The organism is Sphingosinicella flava (genome assembly GCF_016025255.1).
GTDB lineage: Bacteria > Pseudomonadota > Alphaproteobacteria > Sphingomonadales > Sphingomonadaceae > Allosphingosinicella > Allosphingosinicella flava.
Genome location: NZ_CP065592.1, coordinates 2,176,219 through 2,196,709, shown reverse-complemented (window position 1 = coordinate 2,196,709; position 20,491 = coordinate 2,176,219). Strand labels below are relative to the sequence as shown.

The 20,491-nt window shown below is 65.9% G+C and carries 28 protein-coding genes; 9 read left to right on the top strand and 19 right to left on the bottom strand.

All coding sequences use genetic code 11. From position 1 onward, the window contains the following. The first annotated feature begins 40 nt into the window (after positions 1-40). The gene (gene queG, locus IC614_RS11200) at positions 41-1,099 is read left to right on the top strand and encodes a tRNA epoxyqueuosine(34) reductase QueG (RefSeq protein WP_200971545.1); all 1,059 of its coding nucleotides are present in this window, start codon (positions 41-43) and stop codon (positions 1,097-1,099) included. A gap of 50 nt (positions 1,100-1,149) precedes the next feature. On the opposite strand, the gene IC614_RS11195 is transcribed toward queG, so the two are convergent. Continuing rightward, positions 1,150-1,545: a hypothetical protein gene (locus IC614_RS11195; RefSeq protein WP_200971544.1), complete on the bottom strand. Its 396-nt coding sequence runs from the start codon at positions 1,543-1,545 to the stop codon at positions 1,150-1,152. Between the two features lie 120 nt (positions 1,546-1,665). Between IC614_RS11195 and IC614_RS11190 the strand changes: the two genes are divergently transcribed. Beyond that, positions 1,666-2,661 (top strand): adenosine kinase, encoded by a 996-nt coding sequence (locus IC614_RS11190; RefSeq protein ID WP_200971543.1) that lies wholly within the window; start codon positions 1,666-1,668, stop codon positions 2,659-2,661. A gap of 70 nt (positions 2,662-2,731) precedes the next feature. On the opposite strand, the gene IC614_RS11185 is transcribed toward IC614_RS11190, so the two are convergent. Continuing rightward, positions 2,732-4,312, bottom strand: coding sequence for an amino acid permease (locus tag IC614_RS11185; protein WP_200971542.1), 1,581 nt, complete (start codon positions 4,310-4,312; stop codon positions 2,732-2,734). Between the two features lie 96 nt (positions 4,313-4,408). Continuing rightward, the gene (locus IC614_RS11180) at positions 4,409-4,786 is read right to left on the bottom strand and encodes a histidine triad nucleotide-binding protein (protein ID WP_200971541.1); all 378 of its coding nucleotides are present in this window, start codon (positions 4,784-4,786) and stop codon (positions 4,409-4,411) included. A 91-nt stretch (positions 4,787-4,877) separates the two neighbouring features. On the opposite strand from IC614_RS11180, the gene IC614_RS11175 reads away from it, so the two are divergent. The 4 genes from IC614_RS11175 (at position 4,878) to IC614_RS11160 (ending at position 8,333) form a co-directional block, all read left to right on the top strand. Beyond that, a complete protein-coding gene (locus tag IC614_RS11175; RefSeq protein WP_200971540.1) occupies positions 4,878-5,360 on the top strand; it encodes an SspB family protein in 483 nt (160 codons plus the stop codon). 88 nt (positions 5,361-5,448) lie between these two features. Next, complete coding sequence (gene fumC, locus IC614_RS11170) at positions 5,449-6,846, top strand: class II fumarate hydratase (RefSeq protein WP_200971539.1); 1,398 nt, start codon at positions 5,449-5,451, stop codon at positions 6,844-6,846. Between the two features lie 233 nt (positions 6,847-7,079). Beyond that, a complete protein-coding gene (gmk, locus tag IC614_RS11165; protein WP_200971538.1) occupies positions 7,080-7,712 on the top strand; it encodes a guanylate kinase in 633 nt (210 codons plus the stop codon). Between the two features lie 63 nt (positions 7,713-7,775). Further along, on the top strand, positions 7,776-8,333 hold the full coding sequence (locus IC614_RS11160; protein WP_200971537.1) for a hypothetical protein: 558 nt from the start codon (positions 7,776-7,778) through the stop codon (positions 8,331-8,333). A 77-nt stretch (positions 8,334-8,410) separates the two neighbouring features. On the opposite strand, the gene IC614_RS11155 is transcribed toward IC614_RS11160, so the two are convergent. From IC614_RS11155 to IC614_RS11120, 9 genes are read right to left on the bottom strand one after another with little or no spacing between them, the layout of a single operon-like run. Continuing rightward, complete coding sequence (locus IC614_RS11155) at positions 8,411-9,100, bottom strand: ATP12 family chaperone protein (protein WP_200971536.1); 690 nt, start codon at positions 9,098-9,100, stop codon at positions 8,411-8,413. Next, positions 9,097-9,327 (bottom strand): hypothetical protein, encoded by a 231-nt coding sequence (locus tag IC614_RS11150; RefSeq protein WP_200971535.1) that lies wholly within the window; start codon positions 9,325-9,327, stop codon positions 9,097-9,099. The genes IC614_RS11155 and IC614_RS11150 overlap by 4 nt, the downstream gene beginning before the upstream one ends. Continuing rightward, on the bottom strand, positions 9,324-9,983 hold the full coding sequence (locus IC614_RS11145; RefSeq protein WP_200971534.1) for an HAD-IA family hydrolase: 660 nt from the start codon (positions 9,981-9,983) through the stop codon (positions 9,324-9,326). Before IC614_RS11145 ends, IC614_RS11150 begins: the two co-directional genes overlap by 4 nt. Then, positions 9,980-10,474, bottom strand: a complete 495-nt coding sequence (locus tag IC614_RS11140) for an FMN-binding negative transcriptional regulator (protein ID WP_226372781.1) — start codon at positions 10,472-10,474, stop codon at positions 9,980-9,982. The genes IC614_RS11145 and IC614_RS11140 overlap by 4 nt, the downstream gene beginning before the upstream one ends. Then, on the bottom strand, positions 10,447-10,578 hold the full coding sequence (locus IC614_RS12420) for a hypothetical protein (protein WP_264175510.1): 132 nt from the start codon (positions 10,576-10,578) through the stop codon (positions 10,447-10,449). Before IC614_RS12420 ends, IC614_RS11140 begins: the two co-directional genes overlap by 28 nt. Further along, a complete protein-coding gene (locus tag IC614_RS11135; protein WP_200971533.1) occupies positions 10,579-11,673 on the bottom strand; it encodes an RluA family pseudouridine synthase in 1,095 nt (364 codons plus the stop codon). Continuing rightward, the gene (gene crcB, locus IC614_RS11130; RefSeq protein ID WP_200971532.1) at positions 11,670-12,047 is read right to left on the bottom strand and encodes a fluoride efflux transporter CrcB; all 378 of its coding nucleotides are present in this window, start codon (positions 12,045-12,047) and stop codon (positions 11,670-11,672) included. Before crcB ends, IC614_RS11135 begins: the two co-directional genes overlap by 4 nt. A gap of 46 nt (positions 12,048-12,093) precedes the next feature. Next, entirely contained in the window at positions 12,094-12,453 is a 360-nt protein-coding gene (locus IC614_RS11125) for a ribose-phosphate pyrophosphokinase (protein WP_200971531.1), read from the bottom strand. 2 nt (positions 12,454-12,455) lie between these two features. Next, positions 12,456-12,938: a hypothetical protein gene (locus tag IC614_RS11120; RefSeq protein ID WP_200971529.1), complete on the bottom strand. Its 483-nt coding sequence runs from the start codon at positions 12,936-12,938 to the stop codon at positions 12,456-12,458. Between the two features lie 103 nt (positions 12,939-13,041). Here IC614_RS11120 and rarD point away from each other — a divergent pair, with 103 nt between their 5' ends. After that, positions 13,042-13,959, top strand: coding sequence for an EamA family transporter RarD (rarD, locus tag IC614_RS11115; protein WP_200971527.1), 918 nt, complete (start codon positions 13,042-13,044; stop codon positions 13,957-13,959). Here rarD and IC614_RS11110 read toward each other — a convergent pair. Beyond that, positions 13,954-15,138 carry a BaiN/RdsA family NAD(P)/FAD-dependent oxidoreductase gene (locus IC614_RS11110; protein ID WP_200971525.1) on the bottom strand — a complete coding sequence of 395 codons (1,185 nt, stop codon included), beginning with the start codon at positions 15,136-15,138 and terminating at the stop codon, positions 13,954-13,956. The genes rarD and IC614_RS11110 overlap by 6 nt on opposite strands. Before the next feature lie 155 nt (positions 15,139-15,293). On the opposite strand from IC614_RS11110, the gene IC614_RS11105 reads away from it, so the two are divergent. Then, the gene (locus tag IC614_RS11105) at positions 15,294-16,580 is read left to right on the top strand and encodes a spinster family MFS transporter (RefSeq protein WP_226372646.1); all 1,287 of its coding nucleotides are present in this window, start codon (positions 15,294-15,296) and stop codon (positions 16,578-16,580) included. A 108-nt stretch (positions 16,581-16,688) separates the two neighbouring features. Then, complete coding sequence (locus IC614_RS11100) at positions 16,689-16,952, top strand: DksA/TraR family C4-type zinc finger protein (protein ID WP_200971523.1); 264 nt, start codon at positions 16,689-16,691, stop codon at positions 16,950-16,952. Between the two features lie 25 nt (positions 16,953-16,977). Here the strand turns inward: IC614_RS11100 and IC614_RS11095 are convergent, their stop codons facing one another. The 6 genes from IC614_RS11095 to maiA form a co-directional block, all read right to left on the bottom strand. Continuing rightward, the gene (locus IC614_RS11095) at positions 16,978-17,271 is read right to left on the bottom strand and encodes a glutathione S-transferase N-terminal domain-containing protein (protein WP_226372645.1); all 294 of its coding nucleotides are present in this window, start codon (positions 17,269-17,271) and stop codon (positions 16,978-16,980) included. 18 nt (positions 17,272-17,289) lie between these two features. Then, positions 17,290-17,616 carry a hypothetical protein gene (locus IC614_RS11090; protein ID WP_207791116.1) on the bottom strand — a complete coding sequence of 109 codons (327 nt, stop codon included), beginning with the start codon at positions 17,614-17,616 and terminating at the stop codon, positions 17,290-17,292. Positions 17,617-17,726: 110 nt separating this feature from the next. After that, entirely contained in the window at positions 17,727-18,113 is a 387-nt protein-coding gene (locus tag IC614_RS11085) for a hypothetical protein (RefSeq protein WP_200971518.1), read from the bottom strand. A 117-nt stretch (positions 18,114-18,230) separates the two neighbouring features. Next, positions 18,231-18,626 (bottom strand): hypothetical protein, encoded by a 396-nt coding sequence (locus IC614_RS11080; RefSeq protein WP_200971516.1) that lies wholly within the window; start codon positions 18,624-18,626, stop codon positions 18,231-18,233. A 52-nt stretch (positions 18,627-18,678) separates the two neighbouring features. Further along, entirely contained in the window at positions 18,679-19,464 is a 786-nt protein-coding gene (locus IC614_RS11075; RefSeq protein ID WP_200973204.1) for a class II aldolase/adducin family protein, read from the bottom strand. A 364-nt stretch (positions 19,465-19,828) separates the two neighbouring features. Next, entirely contained in the window at positions 19,829-20,464 is a 636-nt protein-coding gene (gene maiA, locus IC614_RS11070) for a maleylacetoacetate isomerase (protein WP_200971515.1), read from the bottom strand. Between the last annotated feature and the right edge of the window lie 27 nt (positions 20,465-20,491).

The following is a 20,491-nucleotide window of genomic DNA, read 5'->3' as shown; positions in this document are numbered from 1 at the left end:
TTCGCATCCCCTTTTTCTTTCAAGATGGTAGCTGGACCCTATGGATGATGGCAAGGCAAAGCTGCGCGAACGGTTGGAGGCGGAGGCGCGTGCCCTCGGTTTCTGCGCGTTCGGCGTCGCCCCCGCCGATGCGGCGCCCCAAAGCGGCGCCCGCCTCCGCGACTGGCTGGCCGATGGCGCCCATGGCGACATGATCTGGATGGAGGAGACGGCGGATCGCCGCGCCGCGCCCGCCGCGCTTTGGCCCGACGTCCGCTCCGTCATCGCGCTCGGCATGAGCTACGCGCCCGCCGCCGATCCGCTCGCCTTGGCCGGTCATCCCGACAAGGCGCGCATCTCCGTCTATGCCCAGGGCGGCGATTATCACGACACCGTGAAAAAGGCGCTAAAGGCTCTCGCCCGCTGGCTGGTCGCGGAAGCGGGATGTGAACTGAAGGTCTTCGTCGACACCGCCCCGGTCATGGAAAAGCCGTTGTCGGAAGCGGCCGGCCTCGGCTGGCAGGGCAAGCACACCAATCTCGTCAGCCGCGCGCATGGCAATTGGCTGTTCCTCGGCGCCATCTACACGACGCTGGAGCTTCCGCCGGACGTGCCGCACCGCGCGCATTGCGGCTCCTGCACCGCCTGCCAGGCGGCTTGCCCCACGGACGCCTTTCCCGCGCCCTACCGGCTCGATGCGCGGCGCTGCATTTCCTATCTGACCATCGAGCATAAGGGCCCCATTCCGGAGGAATATCGCACCGCGATCGGCAACCGCGTCTATGGCTGCGACGATTGCCTCGCCGTTTGTCCCTGGAACCGGTTCGCCGACGCCGCGCATCGCAATCGCGCCTTCCTGCCCCGCGCGGAGCTTGCCGCGCCCGCCATCGCCGACCTCCTGTCCCTCGACGATGCCGGCTTCCGCGCCATATTCGCCGGATCGCCGATCAAGCGGATCGGACGCAACCGCATGGTGCGCAACGCCGCCATCGCGGCGGGCAATAGCGGCGATCTTGGACTGGCGCCGGTTCTGCGGCGCCTGACCGCTGATGATGATCCGGTCGTCGCGGAAGCGGCGGAGTGGGCGCTCAGGCAACTCACCTCCAAACCGTCACTCTGACTCCGAACCGTCACCCTGGACGTGATTCAGGGTCCATGAACAATGCTTTATCAGCGCGCCTGCCCAAGTGCCGCGACGCAGGACGCGCGATCGAAATCGCTGCCGTCCGGACGGCGCGCATCGACATGGGTGACGACCGGCTCGCCGCGCCCGCCGGGCGGGTAGAGATAGGTATCGAGCACGCAGAGGCTGCTCGAAAATTGCAGCTTGCGCGCATTCCCCTCGCGCACGTCGAGGTCGGGCCTGCCGAACGCGCGCTCCAATGTCTCCGCGGTCCGCCCAATCACGGTGCCAAGTCCGCCATAATTGGCGGGAATGGGCGCCGCCACGACAGGCGCGGCGGGCGCAGGCGCCTGCTCCGCCACGCTCGGCACGCAAGCGGTGGTGAGGCCCGACATCACGAAAAAGGCTGCGGAACGGCGGATGGATGAACCAGGCTTGCGCATGGCCCGATACAACATTGCGGCCCCGTCACCGTCAACCACTCATATACCATCTCTTCCGGTTGATCCCGCTTGCGCCGCCGTCTAGGTCGCGGACAGCAACAGCAGGGGTTTTATAAAATCGTGACCGCTATTCGTCTCGACGTTCTCGCCATCGGCAACGCCATTGTCGACGTGATCGCCAATTCCACCGACGACTTCCTTGCGGAGGAAGGTTTGGACAAGGGTTCGATGCGGTTGATCGACGCGGAAGAAGCAACGCGCCTTTATGGCAAAATGAGAACAGGTCGCGAAACAAGTGGCGGGTCGGCCGCCAACACGGCAGCGGGCATAGCCGCCTTGGGCGCCAGAGGAGGCTTCATCGGCCAAGTGTCAGATGATGAGCTTGGCGAGATTTTCAGCCATGATATCCGGAGCCTCGGCGTGGAGTTCGTCACGCCTGCAGCACAGGGCGGCATTCCGACCGCGCGCTGCCTGATCCTCGTCACGCCCGACGCGCAACGGACGATGAACACCTTCCTCGGCGCATCTCAGCATCTTCACGTCGCCCAGATCGACGAGGATCAGGTCAAGTCCGCCGCCATCCTCTATCTCGAAGGCTATCTCTGGGATCCGGAAGAACCGCGCAAGGCGATGGAACGCGCCATCCAAGTTGCGCGCGGCGCGGGCCGCAAGGTTGCCTTCACCCTATCGGACAGCTTCTGCATCGATCGTCACCGCGACGGCTTCAACGGTCTCATCGACCAGGGCAAGATCGACATTCTCTTCGCCAATGAGGCGGAGATCAAATCGCTGACCGGCGAGGACGATTTCGACAAGGCCGTCGCGCTCACCCAGACGCGCGTGCCGCTCCTCGTCGTTACCCGCAGCGAAAAAGGCGCCATCGCCGTCGAGAAAGGCGAGAAGGTCGCCGTGGCGGCCGAACCCGTCGCCAAGGTCGTCGACACCACCGGTGCGGGCGACCTCTTCGCCGCCGGCTTCCTCGCCGGCCATGCGCAAGGCCGCTCGAATGCCGACGCGCTCCGCATGGGCGCCATCGCCGCGGCCGAAGTCATCTCCCACTATGGCGCGCGGCCGGAAACGGACCTGAAGGCGCTGGTAGCGCAGCGCATGGGCTGAGAACCCGCTTCGAAGCCAACAAAAAAGGGAGGCTTTCGCCTCCCTTTTTCTTTGCCGGAAGCCGCGAGCCTCAGGCGTTATGCCCGTCATCGACGCCCGGAATGCCGGGCTCGATGTCGGCGATTTCCGTCTCATGCACTTCCACAAGACCACGGCCGAGATGGCTGTTCCTGTAGCTGTAGAGATAATAGATGACGAGGCCGACGGCGCCCCAGATCGGCAGCACCAGCATCGCGTCGCGCGGCAGGTTGAAGAACAGGAAGATGCAACCCAGGATCGTCAACGGCCCGAGCAGCCACAAAGCGGGGGTGCGGAACTTCCGCTCCCGGTTCGGCTCCTTCTTGCGCAGCATCATCACCGCGATCGCCACCATCATGAAGGCGTAGAGCGTCCCGGCATTGGCGATGTCGGCAAGCTGGCCCACGGGCAGGAAGGCCGCGGCGAAGGCGACGATGCCGCCCGTGATCGCGGTGACGACATAGGGCGTCTTCCACTTCGGATGGACCTTTGACAGGCCTTCGGGAAGAAGGCCGTCGCGGCTCATGACGAAGAAGATGCGGGTCTGGCCGAACAGCAGGATCAGGATGACCGACGGCAGCGCGACGAACGCCGCGATGCCCAGCATGTTGCCGATGCCGGAGAAACCGATCACGCGCAGGACGTGCGCCAGCGCTTCGTTCGAGCAGACCAGCATCTCGCCATATTGCGGCAGCGCGCATTGGCGGGCGAGCTCTTCCGAACCGGCCGGGAACGGAATGCCGTTCGGACCCATGATCGGCTGGCCGCCGATGGTGCCGATCGCGCCCGCCGCGACCAGGATATAGAAAACGGTGCAGAAGAGCAGGCTGCCGATCAGGCCGATCGGCACGTTCTTCTGCGGATCGCGGGTTTCTTCCGCCGCGGTCGAAACCGCGTCGAAGCCGACATAAGCGAAGAAAATCGTCGCCGCTGCGCCGACTGCGCCGATGCCGGAACCGAAGCCGCCGAACACGCCGGCGGGCAGGAAGGGATTGAAGTTGGCGACTTCCGCTTTCGGAAGGGTGAGGATGATGAAGGCCGTCAGCGCCGCCACCTTGATGGCGACCAGGATCGCGTTGACGCGCGCGGACTCGGTCGTGCCGATCATCAGCAGCCAGGTGACGAGAAGGGCGATGACCACGGCGGGCAGGTTGATGAACCCGCCCGGCGCGCCGCCCAGGGCCAGCGGTCCGGCGCTCAAGGCGGCGGGCAGCTGGATGCCCAGGAACTGATCCAATATCGTCCCCGTGAAATAGCCAGACCAGCCGACCGCCACGGCGCTTGCCGCGACAGCATATTCAAGAACGAGCGCCCATCCGACCGTCCAGGCGAGAAGCTCGCCCATGACCGAATAGGTGTAGGTGTAGGCCGACCCCGCGACGGGGATCATCGCCGCGATTTCGGCGTAGCAGAGCGCCGCGACGATGCAGATGAGGCCGGCGATGGCGAAGGCGAGCATCAGGCCCGGCCCCGCTTTCTGCGCGCCGGCGGCGGTCAGAACGAAGATGCCGGTGCCGATGACGCAGCCGATGCCGAATAGGGTAAGCTGGAGAGCACCGAGCGACCGGTGCAGCGACTTCTTCTCGGCAGTCGCGAGAATAGCGTCCAATGGTTTGACACGCCCGAAAATCATACGGGTCCCCTCATGACGGCCGCTCCCTGCGGCCTGGTTGTTATTGCGCGGCGGAGCCTAGCCGCAATCTCGCGGCGCGCAACAGTTTATGACGCTTTAGCGGCTGAGCATCGGCCCCAGCGGCCCGCCGCCGAAGATATGGACGTGGAGGTGCGGCACTTCCTGGCCCGCATTTCCGCCGGTATTGGCGAGCAGGCGGTATCCGGGCGCGACCAGCCCTTCCTCCCGCGCGATCCGTCCCACGGCCCTCACGAAAGCGGCGATCTCCGCGTCCGGCGCGCGCCCCGAAAAATCGTCCCATGACACATAAGCGCCCTTGGGGATGACGAGGATATGGGTCGGCGCGGCGGGGTTGATGTCGTGAAAGGCGAGGACATGATCGTCCTCGAACACCTTTTTACACGGCAGCTCGCCGCGCAGGATGCGCGCGAAGATATTGCTGTCGTCATAGGGGCGTGTGGCGTCGATCGGCATGCTCTTCTCCAGGACCGGCGGCCGTCCATGATTCCATCCGGCGCGGCGCATCGCGCTTGACCGTGAAGCGGGCCGCGCTACGAGTCAAAGCATGAGTGACGAAACGCCCGACAGCCTGATTCCCTATGACGAGATCGTGCAGGACGCGCTGCGCGCCGTCGTCGGCCGCGTCCTCGGCGAAGTGCAGAAGACCGGCGACCTGCCGGGCGGCCACCATTTCTACATCACCTTCAAGACGCGCGCCGCCGGGGTCGACATCCCCCAGCACCTGATCGAGCGCTTTCCCGACGAAATGACGATCGTCATCCAGAACCGGTTCTGGGATTTGAAGGTGAAGAAGGATCTGTTCGAAATCGGCCTCAGCTTCAACCAGGTGCCCGCGAAGCTCGTCATCCCCTTTTCCGCCATCACCTCCTTCGTCGATCCCGCCGTCGATTTCGCGCTGCAATTCCATGCCGAAGTCGACGAGGACGGCCCCTCGCCCCATGACGAGGCGGAAAACGACCATCCCGTCGCCGAACCGGTCGAGGACGGATCGAACGTCGTTTCCGTGGATTTCAGCCGGAAGAAGTAAGGCCTGTCCCGCCGCCAAGCTGGTTGAACGATCCCTTATAAGGGACGTTGCCTTATAAGGGACGGCGATCCGGGGCGGAAGGAGAGGCATGCAGAGCGAAGCCACCCGTACCGAGACCGACAGCTTCGGCCCGATCGAGGTTCCCGCCGACGCTTATTGGGGCGCCCAGACGCAGCGCTCCATCGCGAACTTCCCCTTCGGCGCCCGCGAGCGGATGCCGGTCGAGATCGTCCACGCCCTCGCCATCGTGAAGAGGGCGGCGGCGCGGGTGAATCGCGGCCACGGCCTCGATCCTCAGAAGGCGGAGGCGATCGATACGGCGGCGGCCGAAGTCGCCGCGGGGAAGCATGACGATCAATTCCCGCTCGTCATCTGGCAGACGGGCTCGGGCACCCAGTCCAACATGAACGTCAACGAGGTGATCGCCGGCCGCGCCAACGAAATCCTGACCGGCGCGCGCGGCGGCAAGAGCCCCGTCCATCCCAATGACGACGTGAACCGGAGCCAATCGTCCAACGACAGCTTTCCGACCGCCCTCCACATCGCCGCCGCCCGTGCCGCCACCGCGCGCATGATGCCCGCGCTCGACGGCCTTCGCGCCGCGCTCCAGGCGAAGGCGGAGGCGTGGGACGATATCGTCAAGATCGGCCGCACCCATTTGCAGGACGCGACGCCCTTGACGCTCGGCCAGGAATTTTCGGGCTATGCGAACCAGCTCTACCGCTGCGCCCGCCGGATCGAACCGGCGGTGATGCACGGCATGTGCCAGCTGGCGCAGGGGGGAACGGCGGTCGGCACCGGCCTCAACGCGCCCGAAGGCTTCGGCGCGGCCGTCGCGCAGGAAATCGCGGAGCTGACCGGCCTCCCCTTCTTCACCGCCGAGAACAAGTTCGAAGCGCTGGCGTCGAACGATCCCATCGTCCACCTGTCCGGTACGCTCAACACCTTAGCCGTCGCGCTCACCAAGGTCGCGAACGACATCCGCCTCATGGGTTCGGGCCCGCGCTCCGGCTTCGGCGAGCTCGACTTGCCCGAAAACGAGCCGGGCAGCTCGATCATGCCGGGCAAGGTCAATCCGACCCAATGCGAGATGCTCACCATGGTCGCGGGCCAGGTGATCGGCAATCACATGGCGATCACGGTCGGCGGTCTGCAGGGCCATCTGGAGCTGAACGTCTTCAAGCCATTGATCGGCGCCAACGTGCTCCGCTCCATCGACCTCCTCGCGACCGGCATGGACAGCTTCCGCCGCCGCTGCATCGAGGGCCTCGAGCCGGATCGGGAACGGATCGCCGAATTGGTCGACCGCTCCCTCATGCTGGTCACCGCCCTCGCGCCCGAAATCGGCTACGACAATGCCGCAAGGATCGCCAAATATGCCCATGAAAACGGCCTGACGCTGAAGGAAGCCGGCTTGGCCCTCGGCCTCGTCGACGAAGCGACCTTCGACCGCGTCGTGCGGCCAGAAAGGATGATCGGGCGCTAAATCCTCCCCGGAACGGGCTAAATCCTCCCCGGAACGGGGAGGTGGCAGCCAAAGGCTGACGGAGGAGCTGGCACGAAGGGGAGCGCAATCCCTCCACCAGACTGCGCATGGTCCCCCAAGCTCCGCCCTGCGATGCTCGGATGTCCCCCGGACATCCTCCGCTTCTCGCCCCCGTATCGGGGAGGATCGGTTCAGCATCTTGACCCCCGCGCCCGCGCGCGCCACTAGCGGCTATGCCTCTTCCGTTTCCGCTCAAGCGCCGGGGATTGCTGTTTGTCCTGTCCAGCCCCAGCGGCGCGGGCAAGTCCACCATCGCGCGGCTGCTGCTCGGCTCCGACGACGGCATCGCCCTTTCCGTCTCGGCCACCACGCGTCCCATGCGGCCGGGCGAGGAACATGGGAAGGATTATTTCTTCGTCACCGACGCCGAATTCGACCGCATGGTCGAAGCGGGCGAGTTCCTGGAATGGGCGCATGTGTTCGGGCGACGCTACGGCACGCTCCGTTCGGAGGTGATGCGCACCATCGAGGGTGGCCAGGATGTCCTGCTCGACATCGACTGGCAGGGCACGCAGCAATTGAAGCAGGTCGATCCCGACATCGTCCGCGTCTTCATCCTGCCGCCGTCGATGGACGAGCTGGAACGGCGCCTGCGCTCGCGCGGCACGGACAGCGAGGATGTGATCCAAAGCCGGATGACCCGCGCCGCGGCCGAGATCAGTCACTGGGCCGAATATGATTATGTGCTGATCAACAACGATGTCGAAAAATGCCGCGAGCTCGTCCACAACATCCTGAAGGCCGAGCGGCTGAAGGCGACGCGGCGCATCGGCCTCCACGATTTCGTCCGCGGTCTGATCGGCTGATCCCATTTGCCAAGCTGGCGCGTTTGCATCACTCTCCACCAATAACAGACAGGGGAGACTCGCATGCCACGCATCATCCTGGGATCGCTCGCCGCCGCGATCGCCATGTTCATCGTCGGCTTCATCTTCTACGCCACGCCGCTCGTCCGCTTCAGCTATGCGACGCTCGGCAACACTCAAGCCGCCACTGTTCAGCAGGCGCTCGCCGCCAATCTTCCCAAGACCGGCACCTATTTCGTGCCCAATCCCGATGAGAGTTCCGAGCAGACGGTGATGTATGGGCAGGGCCCCATCGCCACCATTCACTATAATCGCGGCGGCTTCGCGGCGATGGATACGGGCGCGCTGGTCGGCGGGCTCGTGCTCAACTTCATCGTCGCCCTGCTGATCGGATCGGCCCTGATCGGGATCGATGCCCGGGTGCCGGACTTCGCATCGCGCGCGCGGCTCGTCCTCATTTTCTCGTTGGCAGCATCCGCGCTAATGCACCTGGGCGGCCCGCTCTTCTACCATCACGATTGGCCGCACGCCATCTACGCCTTCATCGCCGATGCCGCGACCTTGGCGGTGGCGGGCTTGGTCATCGCCCGCTGGTTCCTGCCGCGTGGCGTGAAACCCTAAACTAAGAGTGCTCCTGCGAAAGCAGGAGCCCAGCCGCACCGGTTGAGCCACTGGGTTCCTGCTTTCGCAGGAACCCATCAAAGCAAGCTCAAAAACCGGTGCGCCGCCTCGAAATCCCGCCGCCGCGCCTCCAGCGCCGCTTGCGCCTCGGCATCCGCGCCCCATTGCTCGGCCTGCCAGGCTTCGTCGAGGCTCGCGGCGGTCCAAGCCGTGTCGAGATCGACCGCGCCCTCGGCGAGGGCAAGCGCGATGACCAGCGACCCGCTGATCGTGACGAGCGGCGACAGGCCCGCAAGCTCGAACGCGCTCCGGCTGCCAACCGCTGCGCCGAGCCGCTCGACCGTGCCTGCGGGCTGGGCGCTGTGCATGACGCCGCAGACGAGCGTGAAATCCACGTCGAAGCGCCGTCGCGCCCAATCGAGCAGGGGCGCCCAGGCCCCCTCCTGCCGCGCCGCCAGGCTATCCGGCCCGTCCGCGCGGTAGCAAAGAAGGTCGCTCTCGCCATAACGGGCAAGCCCATCGGCAAACGCCATCCGCTCCTTCGCCACCCGGTCGATGGCCGCATTGGCAAGGCCGGTCAGCGGCATCGTGCGCGGATCGACCCGGTCGCCTTGTCCTTCCCATTCCGCCGCGACCGCTTCGGCCAGCGCCGCGGTCGGCAGCAGCAAGGGCTCGCGCGCGGGCGTCCGCACCGGCCGCCCGTCGAGCAGAATCTCGTGCCCTTCCGGCCCCGCGCGGACCGCGACCGCCTGGTAGAAACGCTTCACCGTTCCCGCCACCTGCGCGCCAGCCAGCGCGGCGCAAGAAAGCTGATCGCCAGCCCGATCAGCGCCAGCGGAAAGCCCACTTCTGTCCAGCCGCCCTGGCGCAAGACATTGCCCTGCCAGACGACGATCCCGAAAATGGTGAGCGCCGTTCCGCCGATCCGCGTCAGATTGAGCGCGATGAAGCGGTTGCGCCAGGTGGCGTCGTTGGACGGCAGGGGGTCGGTCATGAAAAGCTCCTGGCGATGGCGGCGATGGCGGCCGGTTCCCCGACAATGTGATCGGCGCCCGCCTCTTTCAACGTCTCGCGATCATGATAGCCCCATGTCACGCCGACGCCGCGCACCGACGCCGCCCGCGCCATCATGATGTCGAAGCTCGTGTCGCCGATCATCATCGCGCTTTCCGGCGCCGCGCCCGCCTCGGCCAGCGCCGCTTCGATCATTGAGGGATGGGGCTTGGACGGGTGACGGTCGGCGGTCTGCAAGGTGACGAAGCGGGCATGGAGGCCATGATGCTCGAGGCAAAGGCGCAGGCCCCGGTCCGACTTTCCGGTCGCGACGCCAAGCAGCCAGCCCGCTTCGTCCAGCGCTGCGATCAGTTCGGTGATGCCGTCATAGAGCGGCTCGTGCACCAGCCCCCGCCCACGCAGTCCCTGAAAGACGATCTTATAATCTTCGGCGAGGGCAAGATGAAAATCGGCCTCCGCTTCGGGAAGCATGGCCCGCATCGCCTCGACGAGGCTCAGACCGACCACCCGCCGCGTCCGCTCCCGTGCCGGAGGGTCTAGCTTCGCCCGCGCGAAACATTCTTCCATCGCCAGGCAGATATTGGCCTGGCTGTCGACCAACGTTCCATCGCAATCGAAGATGGCGAGACGGTTCAACGCGTTCCGTCCATCAGGTCCGCCATGTCCGCACGGCCGCTCTCGCGCAAGGCGGCAATCGCACCGTCGAGATCGCTCGCGCCCTTGTTCTGCCCCAGCTTGCGCGTGGCGATCAGGCTTTCGACCGTCATCTCGAACCCGGCGATCGCCTTCAGCATGCCGTCGAACAGGCCGGGCGACATCTTGGCGCGAGTCCAGGGCCGCTTGGGCAGCAGGCGCGCCTCATGCTCGGCCGACAGATCGTCCAGCTGCGCCGCAAGATCGTCCTGCGACAGCCGCGTCACCAGCCCCCGCGCCTGGGCGGTCACATAATTCCAGGTCGGCACCTGGTCGTCGCTGCCATACCAATCGGGGCTGATATAGGCGTCCGCACCGGCGAAGCTGGCGAGCGCCACCCGCCCCTCCATCTGCTTCGCGACCGGATTGGCGCGGGCGAGGTGAAAGCGCAAATGCCCGTCCCGCGTCACGACGACCGGCGCGTGGGCGACCAGCGGCCCGTCCTGCCTTGGACGAACAGATGCGCGAAAGCCGTGACGCGAATGAAATCGAGAACGGCGCCCCGGTCCGTCCAGTGAAATTTGGGATTGCGATGCACTTATCCCCTCCCCCGGGATCGCCTTTCCCCCTTGCGCGACTTGCGGCGCGCCTTGGCCTCGGCCCGCGCCTTCTTTTCGCGCCCTTCCGCCGTCTGCCCGAACGGCACTTCGTCCAGCGGCAGGTCGCCGTCGGCAATATCGAAGCCCAGGGCCTGCAAGCTCTCGTCGAAATGATCGGGCAGGCTGGCGGTGACGTCGATCTTGCCGCCGTCCGGATGGTCGATGCGCAGCCGCCGCGCGTGAAGATGCAATTTGCGGCTGATCGCGCCGGTCAGGAATGCGTCCTGCCCGCCATATTTGCCGTCGCCGACGATCGGATGGCCGATCGCCGCCATGTGGACGCGGAGCTGATGGGTGCGGCCGGTCAAGGGCTGCAATTCCACCCATGCCGCGCGGTTGCCCGCCCGTTCGATCACGCGGTAGCGCGTCCGCGACGGCAGCCCTTCCTCTTCGTCGACATGCATCTTCTCGCCGCCCGTGCCGGGCTGCTTGGCGATGGGCAGGTCGATGAAGCCGTCGCGGATTTCCGGCACGCCGACGACCAAAGCCCAATAGATTTTCCGCGCCGTTCGCCCCGAAAAGGCCTTGGAAAAGAAAGCGGCGGCACGCGCCGTCCGCGCGACGAGCAGCACGCCCGACGTATCCTTGTCGAGCCGGTGGACGAGCTTGGGCCGCGCCTCGTCCTCCTCGACCAATCCATGCAGCAGGCCGTCGAGATGGACGTTGGTCTTGGTGCCGCCCTGCGTCGCGAGCCCCGGCGGCTTGTTGATCACGATGGCCTGGGGATCGCGATGGATCGCCATGTCCCGCACATAGGCGATCTCGTCTTCGCTCAGTCTCCGCTGCTGCACCCGCTTCGGCCGGGTCTCGGGCGCGGGTGCCTCAGCCGGGGGCACGCGGATGATCTGTCCCGCCTCGATCCGGTCGCCCGGCGCAGCGCGCTTGCCGTCGACCCGCAGCTGCCCGGTCCGCGACCAGCGCGACACGATGTTGAAGCTGGCATCGGCCAAGTTGCGCTTGAACCAGCGGTCGAGGCGGATGCCGTCATCGTCGGCCGAAACCGTGAATTGACGCACCTGATCGCTCTCGCTCATGCCGCCCCCCGCATCAGCCAGAGGCCGAGGAACAGCATCATGACCGATCCCGCGACCGACGACACTGCATAAGCCCCGGCCAGCGCATAATCGCCGCGCTGGAACATGGTCGCGCTTTCCAGGCTGAAGGCGGAAAAGGTCGTGAAGCCGCCCAGCACGCCGGTGCCGAGGAACAGGCGCAACGGCTCGCCGGTCGCCCCTTCCTTCAGCAAGACGCCCGCGAGCACGCCCATCAGCAAGCCGCCGAGCAGGTTCACGATCCACGTCCCCCACGGAAAGGCGGGGCCGAGATTATGAAGCGCGACCGTGCCGATATGATAGCGGAAACCCGCGCCGATCGCGCCGCCGGTCATGACGAGGAAAAGATTGAACATGAGGCCTCGCGCTGTAGCGGGGCGGCGGCCCTTTTGCCAGTGGCCCTTAACGCGCCCGCCAATAAGCGAAGGTTTTGGCCTGCACGCTGGCGATGAACCGCGCCGCCTCCGGGCCTTCCCACGGCCCGTTATAGCCCCGGCTTCGTCCCCCGCCGGCGACCCACCAGCCCTGGCCCGGCAGCCCGTCGCTCTGCCGGACGACCAGCACCGCCAGTTCCGGCTCGCCACGGCTCTCCGCATCCTCGTCGACCGTGCCGAGCACCGCGCACAGCTGCCGCATCTTCGGCCGGGAAAAGCCATAACCCAGCCGTTCCAGCAATTCGGCATAAGTGAGCGCCGTTTCCGCCCGCGCCGCGCCGATCAAGTGGGCCCGCACCTCCCGCCAGTCTGCGAGCGGCTCACCCACACTCAGTCGCGAAACTGGAGCGTGCCTTCCGTGCCGCCGTCCGCGCCCGGCTTCAGGATCACGTTGAAATATTCGCCGCTCTCGTCGCGGACGCTCATCGTCTGCACGCCGTTGGTGATGTTGATGCCGTTCACCTTGAACGCCCGGCTGCTTCGCGGATTGGCATACCATTTCGCGACTTCGTCCACTGACCGTTCGCTCGCGAAGCCCAGGTTGACGCGCTGCGTTCCGGTCGCGGGATCCGTGGCGAGGCTGAGGCCTTCCGCCTTGGCGCCGGGAAACAGGGCATCCTGATCGGTGGTGATCTCGATATCGCGGCCGGCGCCCGCGGGCAGCGCGATGGACATGTTGAAGCCTGGCGCCGTAACCTCCGCCACGCCATCGTCCGCCGCGCGCGCGGCATTGCCCGCGTCATCCTCATCGGCCGACGAACAGGCGGCAAGCGCCAGGGCCGGAATCAGCCCGCAAAAGATCGAAAATCGCATCTTTCATTCTCCCCACAATCGCATCGTTTCTAGGCGGGATGCGCCGTCCCGCCAATCGCCATTAAAAGTTGCGGTTTGCAACCGGCAATTCTAAACGCGCGCCATGACCAGCCACCAGAACATTGCGCGATCCGGCCTCTGGCTCGGCGTCGCGGCCTACACGATCTGGGGCTTCCTCCCGGCTTATTTCAAGCTGCTCGCGCATGTCGATCCGGCCGAGCTCGTCGCCCACCGCATCCTCTGGTCGCTCCTCTTCCTCGCCGCCTTGCTCAGCGCCTGGAAACGCTGGCCGAAGCTCGCGGCGGCACTGCGGACGCCCAAAGTGGTCGCCATTCTGGCCCTCACCGCCCTCCTCATCGGGGTGAACTGGCTCATCTATATCTGGGCGGTGGTGAACGGCCATGTCCTCGCGGGCAGCCTCGGCTATTATCTCAATCCGCTCGTCAACATCCTTCTCGGCGTCGCGGTGCTGAAGGAGCGCCTCACCCGCCCGCAGATGGCGGCCGTGGCGCTGGCCGGAGCGGGCGTCGCGATCCTCGCGGCGGGCGCGGGCGAGGGCCTGTGGATCAGCCTCACCCTCGCCTTCAGCTTCGCGAGCTATGGCCTCCTGCGCAAGATCGCGCCGGTCGAGGCGGTCGAGGGCCTATCCATCGAGACCCTGATCCTGACGCCCATCGCCCTTGCCTGGGTCATGATCCTCCAGACGCGCGGAACGAGCGGCCTCGGCATGGATATGACGACCACCATCCTCCTCATCCTGTCGGGCGCGGTGACGGCGATCCCGCTCCTCCTCTTCACCGCCGCCGCGAAAAGGCTGCCTTATTCGACGCTCGGCTTCCTCCAATATATCGCGCCCTCCCTCCAGTTCCTGCTCGCCGTGTTCGCTTATGGCGAGCGCCTGACCGCGGCGCATATGATCTGCTTCGGCCTCATCTGGACCGCGCTCGCCATCTTCGCCGCCGACGGCATTCGGCTTGGCCGCCGCGCCAAGGCGCGCGCGGAGGCCGCCGCAGGACTATAAAGCCTGCCCGGCCGCCCAGCCGCTCGCCCACGCCCATTGGAAATTATAGCCGCCGAGCCATCCGGTCACGTCCACCGCCTCCCCAATGGCGTAAAGCCCGGGCACCGCGCGCGCCTCCATCGTCCGTGACGACAGGCCGTCGGTCGAAATGCCGCCGATCGTCACCTCCGCCTTGGCGAAGCCCTCCGTCCCGCTCGGATGAAAGCGCCAATCGCCGAGCCGCCGCTCGACATCGGCCAGCCCTTTGTCCGGAAGATTGGCGAGGTCGCCGGGCAGGTTCACCCGTTCGGCCAACGTCTCCGCCAAACGGTCGGGCAGCATGGCGGACAGGAGCGACCGCAACGTCGCGCGCGGCCGCTCCCGCTTGGCGGCGAGCGCCCATCCGGTCGGCGCATCGGGCAGGAAGTCGATGCCGACCGGCTCGCCATGCCGCCAATAAGATGACGCCTGGAGAATGGCCGGGCCCGACAGGCCCTTGTGCGTGAACAGGGCCGCCTCCCGAAAGCGCCCCTTGCCCGCCTGCGCCACCACCTCGGTCGCGACTCCGGACAGCGACCGGAACAGCACTTCATCGCCGCCCAATGTCAACGGCACGAGCGCGGGCCGCGGCTCGACGATCTTGAGGCCGAAGCGCCGCGCGAGATCATAGGCGAAACCCGTCGCGCCGATCTTCGGAATGGATGGCCCGCCGGTCGCGACGACGAGCGCGGGCGCTTCGCTGACCCTTCCGCCATGCGTCACGCGGAAACGCCCATCCGCATGGTCGACCGCCGCAATCGCGTCTCCGAACGCGAACGCGACCCCGCCCTTCGCGCATTCGTCCATCAACAGGGCGACGATCTGCCGCGCCGATCCGTCGCAGAAAAGCTGGCCCAAAGTCTTTTCGTGCCAGGCGATGCCATATGCGTCGACCAGCGCGATGAAATCGTCCGGCGTGTAGCGGCCCAGCGCCGATTTCATGAAATGCGGGTTGGCGGAAATGTAACGGTCGGGCGCAGCGTGGATATTGGTGAAATTGCACCGTCCCCCGCCCGAAATAAGGATCTTGCGCCCCGGCTCGTCCGAATGATCGACGACCAGCACCCGGCGCCCCCGCTGCCCCGCGACGGCGGCGCACATCAGCCCCGCGCCCCCGGCGCCGAGCACGATCGCGTCATAATTTTGGAGCGCTTCGGCCATTAGCGGGCCTTAGCCATCATCGTGCTCCTGCGAAAGCAGGAGCCAGCCCTTCGATCGACAGCCTCGGCCTCTATGGACAGAAGCTGCCGGACAGGGTCTACAGGCCGAACGGCGATATTGTCCGGCGCGGGCGGCCGTCCGCTATCAGGGAGAATATGATGCAGGCGGGGAGCGGAACGGCACGGACAGTGGGCGGCAACCGGGTGCTCGCCATCCTGCTCCTCGCCTACATCTTCAACTTCGTCGACCGGCAAATCCTCAGCATCCTGCAAATCCCGATCAAGGCCGAGCTTGGCCTTTCCGACGGCCAGATCGGCCTGATGGGCGGCCTCGCCTTCGCCCTTCTCTATTCCGGGCTCGGCATTCCCGTCGCCTGGCTCGCCGACCGCAAGGACCGGGTGACGATCATCTCGGTCAGCCTCGGCGTGTGGAGCGCCTTCACCGCGCTTTGCGGCACGGCGCAGAATTTCTGGCAGCTCTTCCTCTGCCGCATGGGCGTCGGCGTCGGCGAGGCGGGGGGCGTCGCGCCCGCTTACGCGCTCATTTCGGATTATTTCCCGCCTGAAAAGCGGGCGCGCGCGCTCGCCATCTTCTCATTGGGCATCCCGATCGGATCGGCGCTCGGCGTCTTCTTCGGCGGCTGGCTGGCGAGCAACATCGACTGGCGCTCGGCCTTCATGATCGTCGGCTTGGCGGGCATCGCGCTCGTGCCGCTCGTCCTTTTGGGCATTCGCGATCCCGGCCGGGGCCGTTTCGACAGCGGCGGCAAGGCCGGTGGCGAAGCGCCGCCCTTCGCCACCGTCGCGCGCACCGTGGCGCGGAAGCCGAGCTTCTGGCTCCTGTCCTTCGGCGCGGCCTGCGGCTCCATCGTCGGCTACGGCCTCGCCTTCTGGCTGCCGCCCTTTCTCACCCGCAGCTTCGGCCTCGCGCTCGTCGATATTTCCTGGTTCTACGGCTCGGTCGCGCTTGTCGGCGGCATGGCGGGCGTTTGGCTCGGCGGCTGGTTCGGCGACAAATTGGGCAGCATCAAGCCGTCCGGCTATCCGCTCATTCCCGCCATCTGCTTCCTCCTCGCCGCGCCGGTTTATGCGGCGGGCATCTTCGCCCCGTCACTGCCCGTCGCCTGGGTCATGTTCGCCATCGGAACGGCGCTCGGCCTTGCCTGGCTCGGTCCGGTGGTCGCGGCGGTCCAGCATATCGTGCCGCCCGCCATGCGCGCGACGGCATCGGCCTCCTTCCTGCTCATCAACAACCTGCTCGGCATCGGCTTCGGCATCTACGTCCTCGGCTTCATGTCCGACAGGATGACCGCAACCCATGGCGACGAAGCGCTCAAATATTCGATGTTCTACGGTCTCGGCTTCTACCTGTTGAGCGCCACACTCTACGCCCTCGCCGCCCGGCGGATTGGCCGCGATTGGCACCGGGTCGAGGCGGCATGACGAGCCTCCGCCAGGCCCGCCCAAACGCCTTCAGGTAAGGATAGCCGCGAAGAACCCTCTTCCCGCCCCATGGGTTATTTGCACGGCAGTTGCTTTGGGAGCAGGCCCATGGCCGGCGGATGGACGCGCGACGGCGCGGTGCAGGATCAGATCGACGATACCGTCCTCGACGCGGTCAACGGCGCCCGCGCCCGGCTGCCGTCGGGCGAAGGCGCGACGCATTGCGAGGATTGCGGCGAGGAAATCCCCGAACGCCGCCGCCGCGCCCTCCCCGGCGCCCGCACCTGCGTTCCCTGCCAGGCCGAACGCGACGCCCACAGGGTGATCGGCGGCATCAATCGCCGGAGCAGCAAGGACAGCCAGTTGCGCTGACCGCCTCGCCACGCGTTTCGGGAAGTCAGGACCGGCCGGTGAACACCGCCAGTTGATCGGCGAATGCCTTCTGATAAGCGGGGCGCGCTTCGCCGCGGGCGATATAGGAGGTGAGGGCCGGATAATCATCCAGAATTCCCGTCAGATTGCCTTCATGATAGGCCGGAATCTGCCCGAACGGATGCAGCGCGAGGTAGGCGGGCGCCTTCATCTCCTCGAACGAAACGAGACGCACCTCATAAGGCTGTCCCACTTCCTCCAACGCCCAGCGAACCCGCAGGTCGCGCGCCAGCCTTGCCGCGATCGGGGGAGTGCTCAAAAGCGGTGATGATGGGGGTCATGGCGAGACGTCTCGTTTGGGGTCGTCCTTCGCTGCGGCATCCTCCTCTAGCCGCAATCGGGCAACCTCCATCCGGTTGCCGTTTTCCGTCTCTTCGACAATCCATCCGCCCATCGCCTTGCCATCGTCGCGATACAAATCGAAGCCCGCTTCGCGGAGCCTGACGAGCTGCATGGCCGCATGGTAATGCGAGGCGGTTAGCCACCTCAGAATATCCATGGCTTGCGCGCGGGTCAGCGGTTCGGAATTCCCCGGCGCCGCCTCCAGCTCTTGCGACAGCCTGGCGAGAAACGCGTCGGACGCTTGTTCAGCCGTGATCATCATCTGAAAAGATGTAGCCGAACTCACCGTATTCACGCGAACGAAATGCTCGCTCCCCTTATGGTGGACTGAGATATGTCGCGGGCAGGCTTTTGCTCCAATGATGGCGGAATTCAGGAAGCCCAACGGCGGCGGCAGTCGATCAGCTGCCAAGCCCGCCCTTTGAGGCGCAACGTGCATATGTCGCCATGCCCCGATCGTGTGGCATGCATGACACCGACCTGGATCCGCGCGGCCGTGCCCGCATAAACAGGCCGCCCGAACCTCAGCCAGTAATTTCTGCGCGTCCCCAGGGCCGCGAACGGCTTCACGCCCAGCCGTTCCCAAGCACAGGACGGCAGATAATCGCCGGACGGCAGCAGCGGAGGCCCGTTCTTCTTGTCCAGGCCGAGATGCTCCCGCGCCACCGCCGCGATCACCGCGCAGTCGCGCGCGCTGGCCGTGGCGACAGGGGCCTCCATAGGGCCAGCCGCGAGAACCGATGCGATCGCCAGGATCATTGCCACACTCCTCGCCGCGTCATGCGGCCCCTTGTCTCTAAGACGTTGTCCGGGTGAACGGGGTATGAAATTTCAGGATCGACGCAATGACTGCTCTCGACCCACAGCGGACAGCGTTCACTTGCGCGGCCATGCCCGCCTGGGCGCTTCCGCGGCCTGGGCGCGCGTCGCTTCATCGCCGGGATCGATGTTTATGACATGGCGGGCCGCGAACGGCAGCTCGATGCCGCTCCAAAACTCGTCATTTTCTTCGATGGCGTAAGGATCGTTGTCGAGGATGCCAAAATAATGGTCTCCAACCCGTCCGCGAACGAGCACCCACATGCGCTCGACCGCGACAGGCTCCCCGGGCTTGTCGACGGCAATGCGAAAGATCAGCTTGGCATAGTCGCCCGGCTGAAGCGCTTCGCGCTGCTCTAGGTCAGGAAGCCAGAAGGTTTCAGGCGCTTCGCGATGAAGCGCCTCGCCATCCTCCAGGCACCACCCATCAAGATCAAAGTCTGGCTCTCTCATGGAAAAGGCGCAGGGATTGTCATGTCCGCTTCCTTTAAGCAGGGGCGCACGCTCAACGCGCAAATTCCGGGTCCAGCCGGTACGCCTTTCGCAGCAAGGCGGGCCAGGCAAGCATGCCAGCAGCGATCTTGAGACCCATCTTGCCCTGCTCGGCGGTCACTTCCGGCGATCCTTGCGGCGGGTTGCTGATCTGGTCGCCCGCCGATAGGGCCATGATCTGCGCCGCGCAGGCGCGTTCCAGGAAGTAGAGCTTCAGGAAGCATTCACCCACCGTCTCGCCCACCGCGAGCGTGCCGTGGTTGCGCAGCAGCATCGCGCCTTTCGTGCCGAGATCCGCTACCAGCCTCTCGCGCTCGTCGAGGTCCACCGCGACGCCTTCATAATCGTGGAAGGCGATATCGTCGCGGATCAGCATCGCGGTCTGCGTCAGCGGCAAGAGGCCCTCGGCATGGGCGGACACCGCCTGGCCTTGCGGCGTGTGGAGGTGCATCACCGCCTTGGCGTCCTCCCGCGCCATATGGATGGCGCTGTGAATGGTGAAGCCCGCCGGATTGGTGATGAAGGGCGAGGGTTCGACCGGCAGGCCGTTCATGTCGACCTTCACCAGCGACGATGCCGTCACCTCCTCGAACATCAGATTATAGGGGTTTAAGAGGAAATGATGCTCCGGCCCCGGCACGCGGGCGGACAGGTGGGTGAAGATGAGGTCGTCCCAGCCGTAATAAGCGACCAGCCGGTAGGCGGCGGCAAGGTCGACGCGGACCTTCCACTCCTCTTCGCTCACCTTGCCCTCAAGGCTCGGAATCTCGACGGACGACAAGGGGTGCAGGTCCGCCATGCCCCGGTTCATTGCATCCACGCGTTCCATCGCCTTTCCTCCACTTGGCTGGCGCAGGGGGCCGTGTCCTCGCCCACGCCGATCCTATACCGTGCCGTCCACTCTTACACCCGCGCCGCGCCCGCTCCCGTCGGCTCGCTCTCATACCGCGCCATGCCTCCTGCCGCCATGCCTCCTGCCGCCATGCCCCCTGCCGCCATGCCACCGTGTCACGTGCCACCGGACTCTGCCGCCATGCCTCTCCAAACGATCTCACCCCCCAACATCGCCCCTTATAAGGGGCCAGCTCCTTATAAGGGACGCGATTTGCAGGCGAGGCTATGATTTCGCGCTCCTAAAGGTCGGCCAGCGCGGGCTCGCCGTTTCAGCCCGCCGCCCGGTCCGGATGAGCGGCCGCGAAGGCGTCGAGCGCGGCGGCGGCCTTGTCGGCGCGCACCAATGTCGGGAAGGCATCGAGCGGCACGTCGAAGCGGCGGGCGTTGAACATCTGCGGCACGAGGCAGATGTCGGCGAGCGTCGGGGCGTCGCCATAGAGGAACGCGCCCGACCAGCGCCGCGCCATCGTCTCCAGCGCGGTGAAGCCCTCGACGATCCAATGCCGGTACCAATCGTCCCGCGCCTCTTGCGGCTGCGCCAGCGGCCCGGCGAGATATTTGAGGATGCGCAGGTTGTTCACCGGATGGATGTCGCACGCGACGGTGAGCGCGAGGGAGAGGACATGCGCGCGGTCCGCCGCGTCCTGCGGCACCAGGTGCGGCTCCGGCACCCGCGCGTCGAGATAGTCGATGATCGCGAGACTCTGGGTGAAGCGGTGCCCGTCCATCTCCAGCATCGGCACGAAACCCTGCGGGTTGCGGGCGCGATAAGTCTCGTCCTTCTGTCCGTTTTCGAGCAGGTTCACCGGCCGTGCTTCATAAGCCAGGCCCTTCATGTTGAGCGCGATCCGCACCCGGTAGCTGGCCGAAGAGCGGAAATAGTCGAAAAGGATGGGCTTGGTCATGACGCCAAGGCTACCCCTTCCGCTTCC

Coding starts and splice junctions, on each gene's coding strand:
- IC614_RS11105 (WP_226372646.1), top strand. CDS start 15,294: ATGATGCAGGCGGGGAGCGGAACGGCACGGACAGTGGGCGGCAACCGG.
- queG (WP_200971545.1), top strand. CDS start 41: ATGGATGATGGCAAGGCAAAGCTGCGCGAACGGTTGGAGGCGGAGGCG.
- fumC (WP_200971539.1), top strand. CDS start 5,449: ATGCAGAGCGAAGCCACCCGTACCGAGACCGACAGCTTCGGCCCGATC.
- IC614_RS11120 (WP_200971529.1), bottom strand. CDS start 12,938: ATGCGATTTTCGATCTTTTGCGGGCTGATTCCGGCCCTGGCGCTTGCC.
- IC614_RS11150 (WP_200971535.1), bottom strand. CDS start 9,327: ATGACCGACCCCCTGCCGTCCAACGACGCCACCTGGCGCAACCGCTTC.
- IC614_RS11195 (WP_200971544.1), bottom strand. CDS start 1,545: ATGCGCAAGCCTGGTTCATCCATCCGCCGTTCCGCAGCCTTTTTCGTG.
- IC614_RS11185 (WP_200971542.1), bottom strand. CDS start 4,312: ATGATTTTCGGGCGTGTCAAACCATTGGACGCTATTCTCGCGACTGCC.
- IC614_RS11090 (WP_207791116.1), bottom strand. CDS start 17,616: ATGATGATCACGGCTGAACAAGCGTCCGACGCGTTTCTCGCCAGGCTG.
- IC614_RS11180 (WP_200971541.1), bottom strand. CDS start 4,786: ATGCCGATCGACGCCACACGCCCCTATGACGACAGCAATATCTTCGCG.
- IC614_RS11075 (WP_200973204.1), bottom strand. CDS start 19,464: ATGGCGGACCTGCACCCCTTGTCGTCCGTCGAGATTCCGAGCCTTGAG.
- IC614_RS11080 (WP_200971516.1), bottom strand. CDS start 18,626: ATGAGAGAGCCAGACTTTGATCTTGATGGGTGGTGCCTGGAGGATGGC.
- gmk (WP_200971538.1), top strand. CDS start 7,080: ATGCCTCTTCCGTTTCCGCTCAAGCGCCGGGGATTGCTGTTTGTCCTG.
- IC614_RS11085 (WP_200971518.1), bottom strand. CDS start 18,113: ATGATCCTGGCGATCGCATCGGTTCTCGCGGCTGGCCCTATGGAGGCC.
- crcB (WP_200971532.1), bottom strand. CDS start 12,047: ATGTTCAATCTTTTCCTCGTCATGACCGGCGGCGCGATCGGCGCGGGT.
- maiA (WP_200971515.1), bottom strand. CDS start 20,464: ATGACCAAGCCCATCCTTTTCGACTATTTCCGCTCTTCGGCCAGCTAC.
- IC614_RS11160 (WP_200971537.1), top strand. CDS start 7,776: ATGCCACGCATCATCCTGGGATCGCTCGCCGCCGCGATCGCCATGTTC.
- IC614_RS11175 (WP_200971540.1), top strand. CDS start 4,878: ATGAGTGACGAAACGCCCGACAGCCTGATTCCCTATGACGAGATCGTG.
- IC614_RS11100 (WP_200971523.1), top strand. CDS start 16,689: ATGGCCGGCGGATGGACGCGCGACGGCGCGGTGCAGGATCAGATCGAC.
- rarD (WP_200971527.1), top strand. CDS start 13,042: ATGACCAGCCACCAGAACATTGCGCGATCCGGCCTCTGGCTCGGCGTC.
- IC614_RS11135 (WP_200971533.1), bottom strand. CDS start 11,673: ATGAGCGAGAGCGATCAGGTGCGTCAATTCACGGTTTCGGCCGACGAT.
- IC614_RS11110 (WP_200971525.1), bottom strand. CDS start 15,138: ATGGCCGAAGCGCTCCAAAATTATGACGCGATCGTGCTCGGCGCCGGG.